This is a genomic window from Pseudobutyrivibrio ruminis CF1b (assembly GCF_000424005.1).
Taxonomy (GTDB): domain Bacteria; phylum Bacillota; class Clostridia; order Lachnospirales; family Lachnospiraceae; genus Pseudobutyrivibrio; species Pseudobutyrivibrio ruminis_C.
In genome coordinates this window covers 437,469-452,807 of record NZ_AUJB01000008.1, presented here as the reverse complement: position 1 = coordinate 452,807, position 15,339 = coordinate 437,469, and the positions used below count along the sequence as shown (strand labels likewise).

Genomic DNA, 15,339 nt, shown 5'->3' with positions numbered 1-15,339 from the left:
ATAATACCAAATCCGTTTCCAAAACCTTGATGATATTATAACAATTTCATCACCTTGTCAATCACTTTTTTATTAATTAAAATTGTGTCATGAATTATTTAAGCCTTTCAGATTATTTAAAAGATAAATATGGAACGAAGGTATACAAACTTTCACTTACAAGTGGCTGCACCTGTCCAAACAGAGACGGTAGTATTAGCACAGGTGGATGTATCTTCTGCTCTGAGGGTGGCTCTGGCGATTTTGCCGCCAGCTTTATGCCACTGGATATGCAGATTGCTTCTGCAAGAAAGTTAGTGGATGCCAAGATTCCTGAAAAAATTCCTATGTCAGACAGAAAGTACATAGCTTACTTCCAGTCTTTCACCAATACCTACGGTGACCAGAAGCGCCTTATGGCTCTTTTTAAGGAGGTTCTCTCCTATCCGGAAATCGTTGGTCTTTCCATTGGCACCAGACCGGACTGCCTGTCAGATGAAATGATTAGCTTTTTGGAGAAATTAAATAAGGATAAGGAAGTCTGGGTAGAGCTTGGATTACAAACCATACATGAAGAAACAGCGTTCCTTATTAATAGAGGCTATAAGCTTCCTGTTTTTGATGACGCTTACAAAAGATTGACTGATGCTGGTCTTAAAGTGGTGGTCCATGTGATTCTTGGTCTTCCTGGAGAAACAAATGATGACATTCTTGAGACTGTACAGTATCTCTCCCGCCTTCAGCCAACGCTTTTTGGCATAAAGCTTCAACTTTTACATGTATTAAAAGGAACAAAGCTGGCTGAAATGTTTCAGGAAAAGCCTTTCCATATATATGAGCTGGATGAATACTGCCAGCTTGTGGGAGAATGTCTCAAACTCCTTCCAAAGGAAACTGTTATCCATCGTCTCACTGGGGATGGACCAAAAAAGCTTCTTATCGTCCCGCTTTGGAGTGGCAATAAGAAGCTTGTAATGAACACTATGCATAAATATATTTCTGAACTTTAATTTTGAACCATATCTATGATACCAGCCACAGCTTTGCTGTATTCCATAAGCTTCTGCTGTGCGCTGGAATCATTTTCTTCAATGATTCTCTTATACTCTACAAATTCAAAGAACAATCTGTGGCTACCATCAGATAAATCCACCTCTTTTGTATCAGTATCCATATCATTAAACAAAACATCATATTCTGTCATGCCATTTACATGAGGATAGATACAAATTGTGGCATCAACGCCCTGTATAGTAGATGGTCCTGGTGCGTTACAGTCTTTTGTAGCTGCACAGATACATTTAAAACTGCCGTAATCTGCAAGGAGAACGCCGCTTGTATCAACACCCTTTTCCATATTAGGGCTGTAGCTTGCTGCCTTTGGCATTCCAAATAATCCTACCATGGCTGAGAGATTATAAACATTCAAATCTCTAAGTGCGCCACCAGCATGATTCTTATCAAATACTGCAGCTGTGGCTGTACCTTCATGGAAAGCTATATATCTGCGGGACATCTGGCTGTAATTAAAATTGCAAAGCTTTAAATCTCCAACCAGCTTAACATCCTTCTGGAGCTGCTTATAAGCAGGCAGGTGATAAATGCTCATAGCCTCAAAAAGCATAACATTTTTCTTCTTTGCAAGGTCATCAAGCTGCTGAAGCTCTTCCAACGTGATAGATATTGGCTTTTCGCAGATTACATGCTTACCTGCCTCAATGGCACGTTTTGAATATTCTGCATGCATGTCATTTAAAACACCTATGTAAACCACATCAATATCTGATGCCAAAAGCGCATCATAATCTGTATAAACCCCATTTAGATGATACTCTTTAGCCAGTTCGTTAAGCTTGTCTTCGCTCTGCTTTCTTCCACAGATGTAGATTTCCTCGAATCCTATTTCATCTATAAATGAAAGAACTTCTTTTACGATGACACCATTTCCTGCTATTCCAAGCTTCATAAGTTTATTCTCCTTAATTTATGCAAATAAAAAATTCTCGATTTCCTTCTTTATAAAATCCAGCTTTTGCTGAGTAGCTTCATTGTCCACATGAATGGTAAGAAGCTGCTCTAAATATCCCTGCTGAAGGGTAAGCTTTCTACTGTGTGGGAACACCAGCTCAAAGGCCAGCGAAAAATGTCCCACATAATAATCAAGATAGGAAATCTTGGTACTTCTTAAAACTGCTGTATGAGCTTTAATCTGCTCAAGCACCTGATCACTGAGAGGCTGCTGTTTTATATATTCAAAAGGAACACCGTAGATTCCTTCTATAGGCTCTTCCACCTGAACGCGGAAAATATCTATTTTATCCGCATCTCTGATAATATTTGCAAACATTTCTGTTCTGTCATCCAAATCTTCGGAAATACGATATTTGTTATGCTCTCTTATGGCTGTTTCGATAATATCATCGTAATCTCTGGTCTCGATATAATCTTTAATCAAACCAGGGTCTTTAAATAATAAATCTGCGCCAAACTCAGCATGATCTACAGAACGGTCATCACTAAATGTCTGATACCTTTTAATCTGTTCAAATCTTCCTATATCATGAAGCATACCTATAAGCCATGCCAGCTCAATGTCTTCATCTGATAATCCAAGGCTTTCTGCTATGGCTTTTGAATTTTCAGCTACTCTGTAGGTATGTGATATCTTAAGTGAAATCTTTGGGTCTTCAGGATTGTAATCCTTCGTATAATTTGCAAATAACTGTTTAACTTTTTGTTCGTTAATCATTAAGTAAGTCCTCCAGGGCTATCAGCAGCTTTTCGTTATCTCCATGAGATTTTACTGCTACTCTATAGAACCCTTTTTCCAACCCATTATAATCTGAGCACTCCCTTATTAAAATACTATATTGTAATATTTTTTTCTCCAGCTCCAAATCATTACATCTGAATAAAATGTAATTGGCATCACTGGTATAAACTTTTGCCCCCAGTTTCCCAAGACCTTCTGTCAGATACCTTCTCTCTGATTCAATTAGTTTAACTGAATCCTCAAGATACTCCATGTGCTTCAGGCATTCAACACCTGCCATCTGCGCAAACACGGAAAGGTTCCATTCTGGAAGATGATTCTTTAAAGATGTAGCAATTGATTCATTTGAGCAAATGCTATACCCAATTCTTACCCCTGGTATGGCAAAGGTCTTTGTATAGGCTCTAAGTACAATCAATGATTTATGTTCTTTAATTTCATAGGCCAGAGAATTTTCTCTGTCCATTCCTGTAAGAGCAAGAAAACACTCATCTACAACAAGTGTGGTGCCAGCCTCTTCACAGGCTAAAACAATTTCATCCAAAAGTTCTTTTGAGATAAGTCTTCCATTAGGATTATTTGGATTGGTAAGGAACATTAAATCTGCTTTTTCTACCTGAATATGTTCTAGAATATCATGATGAATCTCGAAGTCGTTATCCTCTGACAAAGTGTAATAGGAAAGGCTGCAATCAGGGCAGGCTCCCTTCACACAGGTCTCATAACCTGAAAAGCATGGTGCGATAAAAAGTGCCTTCTTTGGTGAAATGGCATGACAAACAGCCATGATTATTTCAGATGCACCATTACCGTATACAATGTTTTCCTTAGGAACATTAAAAAGACCTGATGTTTCTTCAATCAATCTTTCATGATAGATATCAGGATATCTGTTTGAGTATAAAGCAGCCTCAGTTAAAACCCACTGGACCTCAGAGGGCATTCCCATTGGGTTTATGTTTACTGAGAAATCATACTGTATGCTATTCCTGTAAATATCACCACCGTGCATATTAATAAAACCTCACAAATTATGGCTGTAACCAACATCAAAATATTGGCCCTTTTTATGTCATCCAATTCTATAGAACGAACAGGATCACCGATAAACTTTTTATCTACAATCTTTCCGAAATAACTGGCTGGCCCTGCAAGCTGAACTCCAAGTGCGCCTGCGCAAACACTTTCTGTCTGTGCTGAATTAGGGCTGGAATGGTTGAATCTGTCTCTCTTAAAAATCCTGCATGCTCCAGAAAAACTATAATCTTTTCCTAAGAAGATGCAGCTTATTATCATAAGGACTGCGCTGATACGGGCTGGAATGAAATTTACCACATCATCTAGCTTAGCCGCAGCTCTTCCAAAATCCATATACTTGTCATTTTTATAGCCTACCATAGAATCCATGGTATTTATGGCTTTGTAGGCAATTCCTAAAACAGGACCGCCAATGGCCAGATAAATTAGTGGAGCTATTATTCCATCGGAAGTATTCTCTGCTACTGTCTCCACTGCTGCCTTTATAACTCCCTTTTCGTCAAGACAGGCTGTATCTCTGCCTACTATCATAGATACTGCTTTGCGCCCTGCATCAAGGCCGTCGCTTTTAAGTGCTTTCTGAACCTTCATACTTTCAGTGTAAAGACTCTTTGTGGCAATACACTGATACGTAATTACGGATTCTACTATAACTCCCAATATTGAATTCAGGGTATAAGCAATGTGAACAATAGCAAAACAAATCCCAGCTGAAACCGTAATTACGATAATGACCATAATAAGGCCTAATCTTCTCTTACGTTTATTAATCTTCTCTGGCTCCAGTGTCCTTTCTGCATTACTTAAAAATAAGTCGGTCAGATTGCTAATCAGGCTGCCAATCCATCTGACAGGATGTGGGAAACCTATTGGATCACCTACGAAAAGATCTAGGATAAAGCCCGCTAAAAATGCCGTCATGTGATAAATCAATTGTATATCCCTCACAGTTCTCTACATGATATGAATAGTAATCTCCCCCAAAGATATGACTAAGAATCCCCATGATAGTGCCTCCATGGGCAACCACAGAAATATTGTAATAATCCTTACTAAGCTCAAGCAGTTTGTCAAAACCTATAAGTGCCCTGGCTGTAGCTTCCTGTTTGCTCTCTCCTCCTGGGAAAGGCAAATCGCCGCCACTGTCAATCCATCGCTGATAATCTGGATTTGAGGATAAATCCTTATAATTCTTCCCCTCAAAACTACCAAAATTCGTCTCCCTGAGCTCATCAATAACAACTGGATCAAGGGATGGATAAATAATCTCTGCTGTTCTGATGCATCGACTCAGTGGGCTTACAAAGACAATATCTGCCTCAGGATAGCTGCGGTCCAGAATGTCCTTCTCACCTTCAATGGTAAGCTGTTCATCTGTGATTCCAATATAACAGTTGGTAAGATTGCCAGCTGTTTTTCCATGACGAATAAAGGTTATTGTTTTATCCATTTATTTAATCCTTTGCCCGATTCCGCAAACCACACGATAAACCTCTGTTGCGTCCTTGGCCAGTTCGATCATGATACGGCCGCAAACCTCTCTCCAGGTTCTATCGTTTTCATCCAATGGAACGATTCCATTTCCTATCTCATCTGAAATAATTACCCAGTCTCCATCTTTGATTACATCTCTGATTTCAGCAAGGATCTCACTGTTGTTCTTTCCCTCTGAAATACGCTTTTTTACAAATAGATGAAGCTGATTAAAATACTTTGCATCAGGAAATTCTGTTCTTGCAAATTCTGTCTTTCCCTGATAACTACCACCAACTACTAAAATCATAAATAAATACCTCTATAAATTTACTGATTAATTCCGTACATATTTAATGCAGAAACTATTGCAACTGCAACAGCCATCAAAACCTCTGATTTGCAAACAAACCATCCGGCTAAATCGCCTGTGATTCCACCAAATTTTGAATATGCTACATAAATATAATATACAAGCACTATGGCAAGAGCAAAAAGTGATGCTGTCCAGTACCACTGAAACATAAGACCTGCAAATAAATTACAAATAATAAATTCCAAAGCAAGACATATGATAACTACCTTATCCTTTGCATTTTTTGCTGAGGTAGACAGTATGCCATCATTCTTTGCTTTTTTTGAGGCTACAACGCAAATTCCGCTAATGCATCTGGCAGCGAAAAATGAAAAGCACCAGGTCAGTATTGCTGAATCATCCATCATATATATTGCTGAAAAAAGTATTAATCCAAGAGTCAAAAGCCTGATAATTGCAAATGCTCCCACATGGGAATCCTTTAAAATCTCAAGGCGTTTTTCCTTATCTCCCCAGGAAGCTAGGGCATCGCTGGTGTCCATAAATCCATCTACGTGAAAGCCGCCTGTTATCACTATTGGAATAACAATTGCTATAGCTGAAAATGGGATGCCTCCCATTGGAGGAAAAAGATAGTACATTTTCCACCATAGGAACATGACGCCTCCAATAACTGCTCCAATAAATGGAAAGAAGATAAGATGATACTCCATGTCTTTACTGTCCCAATCGAAACGTGGCATAGGAATTCTTGAATACATGGAAAATGCCACCGCTATTGATTTAAGTATTTTCATCTTTCCACTCCTATTCCTACGATAACCTCTACGGATTTATCAGCCATTTTGGCTATTTCAGCATTTATTTTTCCTAATGCTCTAAGGTAATCTTTTGTATATTCATCATATTCAAGCCCATCCTCAAAGACATCGTTTGATACGATTACCAGCTGAGCAACCTTTGAATCAAGTTCCTTGATATCATTTATTATTTTACTTACTGTAGCTGCCTGAGAATTTATTTTGCCCTCCCTAAACATCTCGTTAGCCACCAGGTTGGACATACATTCTAAAAGAATAATGCTGTCCTCTTTGGTCTCTACCGTATTTCCGATATCATATGGCTGCTCAAGGGTGATAAAGTCCTTGCCTGCTCTAAGATTTCTATGCCTTTTAACACGCTCTTGGGATTCACTATCCTGTGCAAGCATAGTGGCCAGATAATATCGATTTTTACAATTGGACTGGCAAACATAATCCTCCGCATATGCGGATTTTCCACTGCTGCTACCACCATAAATCAAAGTAATCATTTATTAAATCTCTCATACTGCTCTACTTCAGAATCCTGAAACTTAAGTGCATTGTGGAATACTTCATCGGTAAGTCGAAGCATGTGAGCCATCATAACTGCACCTGCCCCTTCTCCTACGGCCATCTTTCCATCAATAACAGGCTCGATATCGAGCTTGCTGGCAATCTTTCTGGCCACAGGCTCCTTGCTGATGTGGGATGGAATAAGATATTCCTTTGTATTTTCAAGTAATCTGTCTGCCACAAGTGCAGAAACCATACTTAACATTCCATCTAAAATAATTGGCACCTTGTACAAAGCTCCACCAATAACAATTCCTGTCATGGCTGCCAACTCAAGTCCACCAAAATTACTGCAGATTTCAACTGGATCTAATCCGCTGTATTTTGAAAGGGCCATTGATACTACTGCTCGCTTTCTGCTGAAGCCCTCGTCATCAAGACCTGCACCTCTTCCGGTAACTGCCTCTGCGTTTAAATCCAAAAGGTATCCAGCCATAACTGAAGCTGATGTTGTATTGCCAATTCCCATTTCGCCAATAAGGATTACGTTTTTTCCCTCTTCTTTACTGTCCTTAACCAAATCCATTCCCACCTGAACTGCACGGGAAAATTCTTCTACAGACATGGCTGGCTGCTTAAGAAAATTGCAGGTACCATATTTAACTCTGCGATTGAGGGTATAAGGCACTTCCTCGGCATAATTGATTCCCACATCTACAGACATAACATCAATGCCAAGATATTTTGCCATAACACCGGCTGTGGTGACACCCTTGCCAATATTAGTGGCACAGATTCTGGTAACATCCTGACTGGTCTGGCTGACACCTTCCTCTACTACGCCGTGATCTCCACAGCAGACAATCAGTCTCATGTGAGATAAATCAGGTGCTTTGTAGCCCTGAATTGCTGCAATTTTTGAATAAACAGTTTCAAAAGTACCAAAGCTTCCAATTGGCTTTGCCACTTTGTCCCATTCCTCCTGAAGCGCCTTCAAAGCCTCTTTATCAACAGGCTCTACAACAAGCTTGTTTTCAAGTACATCGTCGAATAAATATCTAGTGTCCCCCATAATTTTTCATAACCTCCACAAAATTATTAATGAATTCTGGATTGGATGGATAATAAAGGTGAGGAAATCCTATATAACTTCCATTTTTGCTGTGAATGCATTTCCAACTTTTGCCACCGAATGGCTTTGTGGCAACGCAGCACTCACCGTTATTATCACTGTCATAATAATGGAATTCGTGACCTTTTATCTGAAGCTTGCCTGTATCCACTGTGATATAGCCAAACCTCACAAGCTTGCCCATCCACTCTACTTTTGAATCAATAGCACCGACCATGGCGTAGGTCTCATCATTCTGATTCTTTACAGATTCTGACAGATACATAAAGCCACCGCACTCAGCCAGGATTGGCATTCCATTATCATATGCAGTTTTGATTGAAGCCTTCATACTTTCGTTCCCAGAAAGCTCCTTGAGATAATTTTCAGGGTAACCACCCCCAAGAAGGATTCCATTTATGTTCTCCGGTAGCTTGGAATCATTTATAGGTGAAAACTCTACAAGCTTTACACCTAATTCCTTAAGGATTTCTAAGTTTTCCCTGTAATAAAAACAAAATGCCTGATCTCTTGCTACTGCCAGAGTAAGATTCGCATTTACGTTTCTTATACCTTTCTTATCATTAATTATATCTAATTCAGAAGCTGAAGTGGCAATATTTTTAAGCTCATCCAGGTCAAGGTTCGTTTGAATAGTACCTGCAAGCTCATCTATTTTCTCGTTTATCTCTGGCACCTCTTCTGGCATAACAAGCCCTAAGTGTCTGCTTGAAAGCTCCTGATTTTTCATATCAGGCATGGTGCCAAGGTATTTAAGTCCAATCTCTGTTTCAATAATATCTCCAAGAGTATTACCAAAGGCTACACTGGTTCTGTTTAGAATCACAGCCTTTATAAGATGATGCTCATCGTAATCCAGGAAACCTTTAAGCTGAGCGATGACCGAGCGGCCTGCACCTTTTGCATCCACCACCAAAACCACTGGAGCTAAAAGAGCTCGGGCTAAATCGTAGGTAGAACCCTGAGTTTCAACTCCTCCGATTCCATCATATAGTCCCATGACACCTTCTATAACTGCCATGTCGCCTGAGTAGGTCTTACTGAAAAGAGATTTTGTAATATTGTCGTCAGTGAAGAATGTATCCAGATTACCTGATGGAATGCCAAGCACTGTTCTGTGGAACATCGGGTCGATATAGTCTGGGCCGCATTTAAAGCTGCACAAACTAAGCCCTGAGTTTGTCAGTGCACGTAATATTCCGCATGTAATTGTAGTTTTGCCGCTGCCGCTTTTAGGAGCAGCTATCACAACTCTTGGATAATTCATAGTCTTTCCTATAATTCAAACGCAGCTATATATACGGGGTTCTGGCCCTGCATAATGCTGTAGTCTCCAGCCTTCTTTGCCTTGGACACTGTAACCTGAATCACATCTGCATTTTCTATTTCATATTTCTTTAATACGCTGTTAATCTCCGAGATGGTCTCGATGGTAACAGCATTGATTACAATTCGTATAGGCGAATTGTAGCCCTTTAGTTTTTCAATAATATCTTCAAGTCTTCCACCACTGCCACCAATGAATACATGGGTAGGAACTGGAAGATTCTCAAGGGCATCTGGAGCTATTCCGGAAATAACATTTACATTCTCCAGCATAAATTTATCTACGTTTTTACGAATCAGCTGACATGCTTCATCCTTCAGCTCTATGGCGTACACCTTGATGCCAGGGGCCATACGTGCCATTTCCACTGCCACAGAACCGCTTCCACTGCCAATGTCATAAACCACAGCATCCTTATGCAAATGAAGCTTGCAAATAGATAACTGACGGATTTCCTCTTTTGACATAGGAACCTTGTCCCTGATGTAGTCATTATCAGAAAGCTCAGGTGCAAGTACCTTTGGAGTAGGCTTCTGATTTTGAATAATGATTGTACTTAATCCATCATGATTATAGGTGCTGCATTTTTCTGAGCTATACCAACCAGTCTTTTCATCAGAATATAGATTGGTTCCGATGAAAACCCTGTATTTTCCTTTGTCAGCCTGCTCAAGAGCCAAAAGAATATCACCAATATCTCTCACATCCTTGCTTCCAGATGTGATTACAAAGGTATTGTCTCTGTGCTGTACAGCATCTATAAGGGCAGGTCGCCACTTATCCTCAGAAATTCCATGGGCACTTAAAAAATGTCCATCCTGCCAGGTTAGATTGGCCTTTGCTGCAACTGCATTTATAGATGAAATGCCAGGCAATATTTTGACATCTATATAACCTGTCTGCTTTAATGCCTCCGCCAGCTTTGTGGCACCGCTGTAAAATCCAGTATCACCGGAGAAAAGTACCACTGCCTTCTTCTTCCCAAACTGAATGCTATCTGCTATTTCTTCCATACAAGGAAGGATATCCTTGGCAAGATAATAAGGATATTTCTTGGCATCACTTTCCAGTCCCAGTAGCATTCTTGGAGCGCCAAAAAGATAATCTGCCTCTGCCACTGCCTGCTTAACCTCTGCTGTGACAGTGCCAAATCCCATTCCAAATCCAGCCAGAGATACTACTATTTTTTTATCTGCCGTTATGGAATCAGCCGTAATCTTTTCAAGTACAGGCTCCGGAGATTTTTCAATGCCGAATTCTTTAAAAATGGCCTCAACCACCTGTTTGAATGTCATTGCACTGGCATTCTCCTGAGGCCGTCTGATTACAAAACATTTCGTGCCGCAGGCATTTGCCGCTTCTATTCTATTGGCTTCTCCGCCAGATTTTCCGCTTTCTTTAAGGACACAAATATCAGCATTAAATTCCTTAAGACATGCAATATTCATCCCCTTTGAAAATGGCCCCTGCATTGCCACTATCTGATTTCCTTTAAGGCCCTGCTGTTTGCAGATTTCCAGACTCTCATCATTAGGAATAATTCTTGCAATAATTCTTTCTCTTACAGACTCATCTTCGCAGAATACAGGAAGCTCTTTGCTGCCAGTAGTAAGGAAAATGTTTCCAGCAGTCTCTTTAAGAGCCTTGGCGCATTCCTGAACTGAATCAAAGAATGTGCAGTTGCTGTAATCAATCTGCTCCTCATCTCTTGCCAATCTTAAAAAACGCACAGCCTGATATTTAAAAAGGCTGGTCTCGATTTCCTTTTTTACAATTTCTGCAAATGGATGGGTGGCATCCACTATTGCATCTGGCTTTTCCGACTCATACAAACTAACCATCCCCTCAGCATCAAGTCGCCCTGAGTGAATTTTAATATAAGAGGATTCTTTCACCGGCTCCTTGCCATATTCGGTGGCCACACAGTAGACGCAGTTTATCTCTGCCGCCTCAAGTGTTTCAGCCAGCTTTCTTCCCTCTGTTGTTCCGCCAAAAATGATTACTTTTTTCATATTTTGTATCCTCTTGGTGTAACCAGTTTGTTATTTATGATTTCACTTCTGGAACTTCCAATAAAAACAGTGGTAAACATATTTACCTGTGTATCTCTCAGCTCTTTGAGAGTACATACTGTGCCCTTGCAACCTTCTCGTCCTATGTTTTCTACATAGCCACAGGCTCTGTCTTCCCTGGCACCTGCTGCCAGCATAATATCGCAGGCCTTCTGTAAATAATCGTGACGCTTGTGACTGGATGGATTGTAGATTGCTATAGCAAAATCTCCATAGATAGCAGAGATGATTCTGCGCTCTATTACCTCCCATGGAGTAAGTAAATCGCTAAGACTAATCACGCAAAAATCGTGATTGATTGGAGAACCAAGTACTGCAGCACCTGAAATAGCAGCTGTCACACCAGGGATAACTGTAATACTGTCCTCTGAAATTTCTGGATTCGCATTTACGTATTCCGGAAGGAGCTCATACATAGGCGCAGCCATGCCATATACTCCAGCATCTCCACTGCAGATGAAAGCCACATCTTTTCCCTCTATTGCAAAATCATAGCAGGCTCTGCATCTTTCGATTTCCTTTCGCATAGGAGTTGTAAAGAATTCCTTGTCAGGGAAATGTTCCTTTACAAGATCGATATATACGGTGTATCCAACAATGACGTCTGCTTTTTCCATGGCATCATATGCCTCTGTTGTCATCATTGTTTTGTCACCTGGTCCCATTCCAACTATATAAATATGTCCTGCCATTTTCTCTCCATTTTCAAATCTATCTTTTCACGACGTGCCTCTGCAAAAGTCATTCCGTTTTTTGCACTTTTATTTTTTATCAATGTTGAGTCTTTTCCAGCTCCAAGCACTGCTGCTCTTTCGCAGACATTTCCCACGCCCACAGTTTCATTTACGAAATCTGATTCCTGGTATTCTCCTGGTGCATTTTTTAGTTCCTCTGCGGAAAATGTAAGGAATTCTGCACCGTAGTACTGGGCCAGTTTGATTAATCCTGTCTCCCTTTCCTTCACATCTATGGAGCAAATAGCATAAAGATTATCCTTTAGCTCCTGATCTGTATAAAACTCATTAAGGAAGGCTTTTAAGTCTTCAAAGGGCTTATCCTTTTTACAGCCCATTCCAAGAACCAGTCTTTTAGGCTCAAGCCTAAGTTCATCTATTTCTATTGCATCATCTGTCTGGGTAAGCTTTAGCTTTTCCCCTTTTAGTACCTTTGATGATACGATTTTTATCTTATCTTTATCAGTGATTTTAAGGCCGTTGACTTTTGCAAATACATCTACCGCAAATACGTTATTTATATCTGTTGCTGTAGTGATAATTGCATTTGCCCCAGCTAATGCCGCAATCTCAGTTGCTATTTCATTGGCACCACCAAAATGTCCTGACAAAATCGGAATCACATTCTTCCCCAGCTCATCCATTACAAGTACCGGCGAATCAGTAAGCTTACTCTCTACAAAAGGAGCAATAGCGCGTACCGCAATCCCCGTTGCCCCAATAAACAATATAGGAAGATGCATCTCAAAGGCCTCTTTTGTCCACTGCTTTAAGTCGGCATCCGCCTCCTTTTCCTCAAAGATAAACTGGACCTCCGCCTCCTTCAGCTTTTGCAATGTCATTTTTCCATTTTCAGTAAAATACACTACTTTTATTATTTTCATTTTGGTTTCCTAAAAGCTGTTTCAAACTCTGGGTCATATAGTTTTGATAGTGCGTAGCCAGACTTTGCTATCACATCACCAACTAATACTACTGCGAGATTTTTAATCTCATTTTCTTCACCTGTTTTTGCCAGAGTTCCTACTGTACAGATGTACTTTTCTTCCTCTGGCCAGCTGGCTTTATAAACTATTGCTGCAGGAGTATCCTCTCTGTAACCTCCAGCAAGGAGTCTTTCCTGAAGCTCCTTTAACATTCCTGAGCTAAGATAAATCGCCATTGATGCACCATGAGCCGCAAAGCTTTCAATGGATTCCTTCTTAGGAACCCCGGTGCGACCAGCCATTCTTGTAATAATAAGAGACTGGCTTACTTCAGGCAGTGTGTATTCCAGATTGAGAGCGGCCGCCGCGCCAAAACATGCGCTGACACCAGGACAACTTTCATAAGCAATCCCATTTTCATCAAGAATATGCATCTGCTCCTGCACAGCTCCATAGATGCTTGGCTCTCCAGTGTGAAGTCTCACAAGAGTTTTGTTTTCCTTGTCAGCTTTAAGCATCACCTCCATGACCTCATCCAAAGTCATGGTGGCACTGTTGTGAATCTCGCAGCTTTTCTTGGCATATTCCAAAAGTTCTGGATTAACCAGTGAGCCTGCATAAATTATCACATCTGCAAGCTGCAAAAGCTTCATTCCTCTAACTGTAATCAGGTCGGCTGCTCCACAGCCTGCACCAACGAAATAAATCATATATCCTCCAAAATATTCTTGGCATTTTCTGACTCTGCAAGGAGTCCAAAATCATTTGAATATAAAATACAATCAAGCTTCAATCTGCCCTGTGCTCTGAAGTCCAGGTAGAAAAGTATCTTTTCCAAGGCAATATCCATGGTAGGTTTTAGTAAACCTGCTTCATCTACAAGCTTTAATGCCTCTTCGGTATTGAGACAATCTAATATTTTCCCTGCAAGCACAGCATCTGCTCCTGCTCTTAGTGCACAGGCAGATAAAATTTCCATTCTGGCATCCGCCTCATGGGAGTGGGTGTTCATAATGCCTCCGGCCACCTTAATAAGCTTTCCAATATGGCCAGTGATGAGCATGCCTTCAAACCCAAGTCTAATGCATATATCCACTGTCTCACCGATAAAGTTTGAGCATTTTACACTCTTATCCAAATCATAGTCATAGCAATCCTTCATGAACTTCAGTCCATAATTTCCTGGAGTGACTATGGCTGTCTTAAATCCCAGTTCTTTCTTTTGGTTCAGCTCCACTTCTATGGTATCAATAAGAGCCTTGGCACTCATAGGCTCCACTATCCCTGTGGTTCCAAGGACTGAAATACCATTTACTATTCCAAGTCGGGGATTGAATGTCTTACTTGCCAGCTCCACTCCCTCAGGAATGGAAATGATTATCTGAAGCTTGCCGTTGAAATCTAACAACTGGCAGACCTCTGTCACTTCCTTTTCAATCATCTCTCTTGGCACATGATTGATGGCTGCATTTCCAACTGGCTGGTCAAGTCCTGGCAAAGTCACCCTGCCTACCCCTTCACCACCATCAATCTCAAGCTCCAGGCTCTGTCCTGCTGTAGCCTCTGCCGATGGCACCAAAATGCTTACTGTTGCTGTCACATGGCAACCTGTAGTCACATCGGGATCATCTCCACCATCCTTAATCACAGCACAACTCACCTGCTCTTCACCACGATTCACATCCACAATGTCAGTTGCAAACATGATTCCTGCAGGAGTCTCAATCTCAATATTCAGTTTTTCCTGCCCTGTCAGAAGCATGTACGTTGCCGCCTTCGCAGCAGCTGCCGCACAGCTCCCCGTGGTGAATCCTTTTCTTAAGGCTTCCCCTTGAGGGGAAGCTGTCACCGAAGGTGACTGATGAGGTGTCTGTACCTTATTCATTAGATAAACCTAAATTCTTTCTTATATCCTCACAAACAGCTATAAAATTTTTATTAATATCATAGTTTGAATATCTAAGGACCTTGATTCCTTTACTTTGCATAAAAGAGTCCCTCTCATTATCCTTTTCTATTCCATCTTTTTCATAATGCTGACTTCCATCCAACTCTATTACTATACTTTTCTTGGCACAATAAAAGTCAACTATATAATCACCTATAATCTGTTGTCTCTTAAAAGTTAATGGCAATTGTTTAAGACAATCAAACCATAAATGCTTCTCTTCTTTTGTCATTTCTTTTCTCAGTTTTTGTGAGTATGACTTCAACAATGGATTATAGTTTTCATTCATAATTATCACCTTGATG

The 15,339-nt window shown here is 40.5% G+C and carries 17 protein-coding genes; 1 reads left to right on the top strand and 16 read right to left on the bottom strand.

Annotated features, from left to right (window positions below):
- The first annotated feature begins 89 nt into the window (after positions 1 to 89).
- Entirely contained in the window at positions 90 to 989 is a 900-nt protein-coding gene (locus G592_RS0104325) for a TIGR01212 family radical SAM protein (protein WP_028246729.1), read from the top strand.
- On the opposite strand, the gene G592_RS0104320 is transcribed toward G592_RS0104325, so the two are convergent.
- The 16 genes from G592_RS0104320 to G592_RS0104245 are packed head-to-tail and all read right to left on the bottom strand — an operon-like array spanning position 986 to position 15,323.
- A complete protein-coding gene (locus G592_RS0104320) occupies positions 986 to 1,945 on the bottom strand; it encodes a Gfo/Idh/MocA family protein (RefSeq protein WP_028246728.1) in 960 nt (319 codons plus the stop codon). The genes G592_RS0104325 and G592_RS0104320 overlap by 4 nt on opposite strands.
- An 18-nt stretch (positions 1,946 to 1,963) precedes the next feature.
- Positions 1,964 to 2,728, bottom strand: coding sequence for an HD domain-containing protein (locus tag G592_RS0104315; protein WP_028246727.1), 765 nt, complete (start codon positions 2,726 to 2,728; stop codon positions 1,964 to 1,966).
- A complete protein-coding gene (locus tag G592_RS0104310; RefSeq protein ID WP_036951729.1) occupies positions 2,721 to 3,764 on the bottom strand; it encodes a pyridoxal phosphate-dependent aminotransferase in 1,044 nt (347 codons plus the stop codon). The genes G592_RS0104315 and G592_RS0104310 overlap by 8 nt, the downstream gene beginning before the upstream one ends.
- Positions 3,713 to 4,723, bottom strand: a complete 1,011-nt coding sequence (gene cbiB / locus G592_RS0104305) for an adenosylcobinamide-phosphate synthase CbiB (protein WP_028246725.1) — start codon at positions 4,721 to 4,723, stop codon at positions 3,713 to 3,715. Before cbiB ends, G592_RS0104310 begins: the two co-directional genes overlap by 52 nt.
- Positions 4,665 to 5,240 (bottom strand): histidine phosphatase family protein, encoded by a 576-nt coding sequence (locus G592_RS15640; RefSeq protein WP_036951726.1) that lies wholly within the window; start codon positions 5,238 to 5,240, stop codon positions 4,665 to 4,667. Before G592_RS15640 ends, cbiB begins: the two co-directional genes overlap by 59 nt.
- Complete coding sequence (locus G592_RS0104295; RefSeq protein ID WP_028246724.1) at positions 5,241 to 5,573, bottom strand: bifunctional adenosylcobinamide kinase/adenosylcobinamide-phosphate guanylyltransferase; 333 nt, start codon at positions 5,571 to 5,573, stop codon at positions 5,241 to 5,243.
- Between the two features lie 20 nt (positions 5,574 to 5,593).
- Positions 5,594 to 6,376, bottom strand: coding sequence for an adenosylcobinamide-GDP ribazoletransferase (locus G592_RS0104290; RefSeq protein WP_028246723.1), 783 nt, complete (start codon positions 6,374 to 6,376; stop codon positions 5,594 to 5,596).
- Complete coding sequence (locus tag G592_RS0104285) at positions 6,373 to 6,891, bottom strand: bifunctional adenosylcobinamide kinase/adenosylcobinamide-phosphate guanylyltransferase (RefSeq protein WP_028246722.1); 519 nt, start codon at positions 6,889 to 6,891, stop codon at positions 6,373 to 6,375. Before G592_RS0104285 ends, G592_RS0104290 begins: the two co-directional genes overlap by 4 nt.
- Positions 6,888 to 7,967 carry a nicotinate-nucleotide--dimethylbenzimidazole phosphoribosyltransferase gene (locus G592_RS0104280; RefSeq protein WP_028246721.1) on the bottom strand — a complete coding sequence of 360 codons (1,080 nt, stop codon included), beginning with the start codon at positions 7,965 to 7,967 and terminating at the stop codon, positions 6,888 to 6,890. The genes G592_RS0104285 and G592_RS0104280 overlap by 4 nt, the downstream gene beginning before the upstream one ends.
- The gene (locus tag G592_RS0104275; protein WP_028246720.1) at positions 7,954 to 9,294 is read right to left on the bottom strand and encodes a cobyrinate a,c-diamide synthase; all 1,341 of its coding nucleotides are present in this window, start codon (positions 9,292 to 9,294) and stop codon (positions 7,954 to 7,956) included. The genes G592_RS0104280 and G592_RS0104275 overlap by 14 nt, the downstream gene beginning before the upstream one ends.
- An 8-nt stretch (positions 9,295 to 9,302) precedes the next feature.
- The gene (cobK, locus tag G592_RS0104270) at positions 9,303 to 11,366 is read right to left on the bottom strand and encodes a precorrin-6A reductase (protein WP_028246719.1); all 2,064 of its coding nucleotides are present in this window, start codon (positions 11,364 to 11,366) and stop codon (positions 9,303 to 9,305) included.
- Complete coding sequence (gene cobJ / locus G592_RS0104265) at positions 11,363 to 12,118, bottom strand: precorrin-3B C(17)-methyltransferase (protein WP_028246718.1); 756 nt, start codon at positions 12,116 to 12,118, stop codon at positions 11,363 to 11,365. The genes cobK and cobJ overlap by 4 nt, the downstream gene beginning before the upstream one ends.
- On the bottom strand, positions 12,097 to 13,044 hold the full coding sequence (locus tag G592_RS0104260) for a cobalt-precorrin 5A hydrolase (protein WP_028246717.1): 948 nt from the start codon (positions 13,042 to 13,044) through the stop codon (positions 12,097 to 12,099). The genes cobJ and G592_RS0104260 overlap by 22 nt, the downstream gene beginning before the upstream one ends.
- Positions 13,041 to 13,796: a precorrin-4 C(11)-methyltransferase gene (cobM, locus tag G592_RS0104255; RefSeq protein ID WP_028246716.1), complete on the bottom strand. Its 756-nt coding sequence runs from the start codon at positions 13,794 to 13,796 to the stop codon at positions 13,041 to 13,043. The genes G592_RS0104260 and cobM overlap by 4 nt, the downstream gene beginning before the upstream one ends.
- On the bottom strand, positions 13,793 to 14,971 hold the full coding sequence (cbiD, locus tag G592_RS0104250; RefSeq protein ID WP_081660307.1) for a cobalt-precorrin-5B (C(1))-methyltransferase CbiD: 1,179 nt from the start codon (positions 14,969 to 14,971) through the stop codon (positions 13,793 to 13,795). The genes cobM and cbiD overlap by 4 nt, the downstream gene beginning before the upstream one ends.
- Positions 14,964 to 15,323, bottom strand: a complete 360-nt coding sequence (locus G592_RS0104245) for an endonuclease domain-containing protein (RefSeq protein WP_028246714.1) — start codon at positions 15,321 to 15,323, stop codon at positions 14,964 to 14,966. The genes cbiD and G592_RS0104245 overlap by 8 nt, the downstream gene beginning before the upstream one ends.
- Positions 15,324 to 15,339: the final 16 nt, after the last annotated feature.

Excerpts from the sequence above, each read along its gene's own strand:
- G592_RS0104275 (WP_028246720.1), bottom strand. The coding sequence starts at position 9,294 with ATGAATTATCCAAGAGTTGTGATAGCTGCTCCTAAAAGCGGCAGCGGC.
- G592_RS0104310 (WP_036951729.1), bottom strand. The coding sequence starts at position 3,764 with ATGCACGGTGGTGATATTTACAGGAATAGCATACAGTATGATTTCTCA.
- G592_RS0104290 (WP_028246723.1), bottom strand. The coding sequence starts at position 6,376 with ATGAAAATACTTAAATCAATAGCGGTGGCATTTTCCATGTATTCAAGA.
- G592_RS0104315 (WP_028246727.1), bottom strand. The coding sequence starts at position 2,728 with ATGATTAACGAACAAAAAGTTAAACAGTTATTTGCAAATTATACGAAG.
- cobJ (WP_028246718.1), bottom strand. The coding sequence starts at position 12,118 with ATGGCAGGACATATTTATATAGTTGGAATGGGACCAGGTGACAAAACA.
- G592_RS0104280 (WP_028246721.1), bottom strand. The coding sequence starts at position 7,967 with ATGGGGGACACTAGATATTTATTCGACGATGTACTTGAAAACAAGCTT.
- G592_RS0104285 (WP_028246722.1), bottom strand. The coding sequence starts at position 6,891 with ATGATTACTTTGATTTATGGTGGTAGCAGCAGTGGAAAATCCGCATAT.
- cobM (WP_028246716.1), bottom strand. The coding sequence starts at position 13,796 with ATGATTTATTTCGTTGGTGCAGGCTGTGGAGCAGCCGACCTGATTACA.
- G592_RS0104325 (WP_028246729.1), top strand. The coding sequence starts at position 90 with ATGAATTATTTAAGCCTTTCAGATTATTTAAAAGATAAATATGGAACG.
- cbiD (WP_081660307.1), bottom strand. The coding sequence starts at position 14,971 with ATGAATAAGGTACAGACACCTCATCAGTCACCTTCGGTGACAGCTTCC.
- G592_RS0104260 (WP_028246717.1), bottom strand. The coding sequence starts at position 13,044 with ATGAAAATAATAAAAGTAGTGTATTTTACTGAAAATGGAAAAATGACA.
- G592_RS0104295 (WP_028246724.1), bottom strand. The coding sequence starts at position 5,573 with ATGATTTTAGTAGTTGGTGGTAGTTATCAGGGAAAGACAGAATTTGCA.
- cobK (WP_028246719.1), bottom strand. The coding sequence starts at position 11,366 with ATGAAAAAAGTAATCATTTTTGGCGGAACAACAGAGGGAAGAAAGCTG.
- G592_RS0104320 (WP_028246728.1), bottom strand. The coding sequence starts at position 1,945 with ATGAAGCTTGGAATAGCAGGAAATGGTGTCATCGTAAAAGAAGTTCTT.
- G592_RS15640 (WP_036951726.1), bottom strand. The coding sequence starts at position 5,240 with ATGGATAAAACAATAACCTTTATTCGTCATGGAAAAACAGCTGGCAAT.
- G592_RS0104245 (WP_028246714.1), bottom strand. The coding sequence starts at position 15,323 with ATGAATGAAAACTATAATCCATTGTTGAAGTCATACTCACAAAAACTG.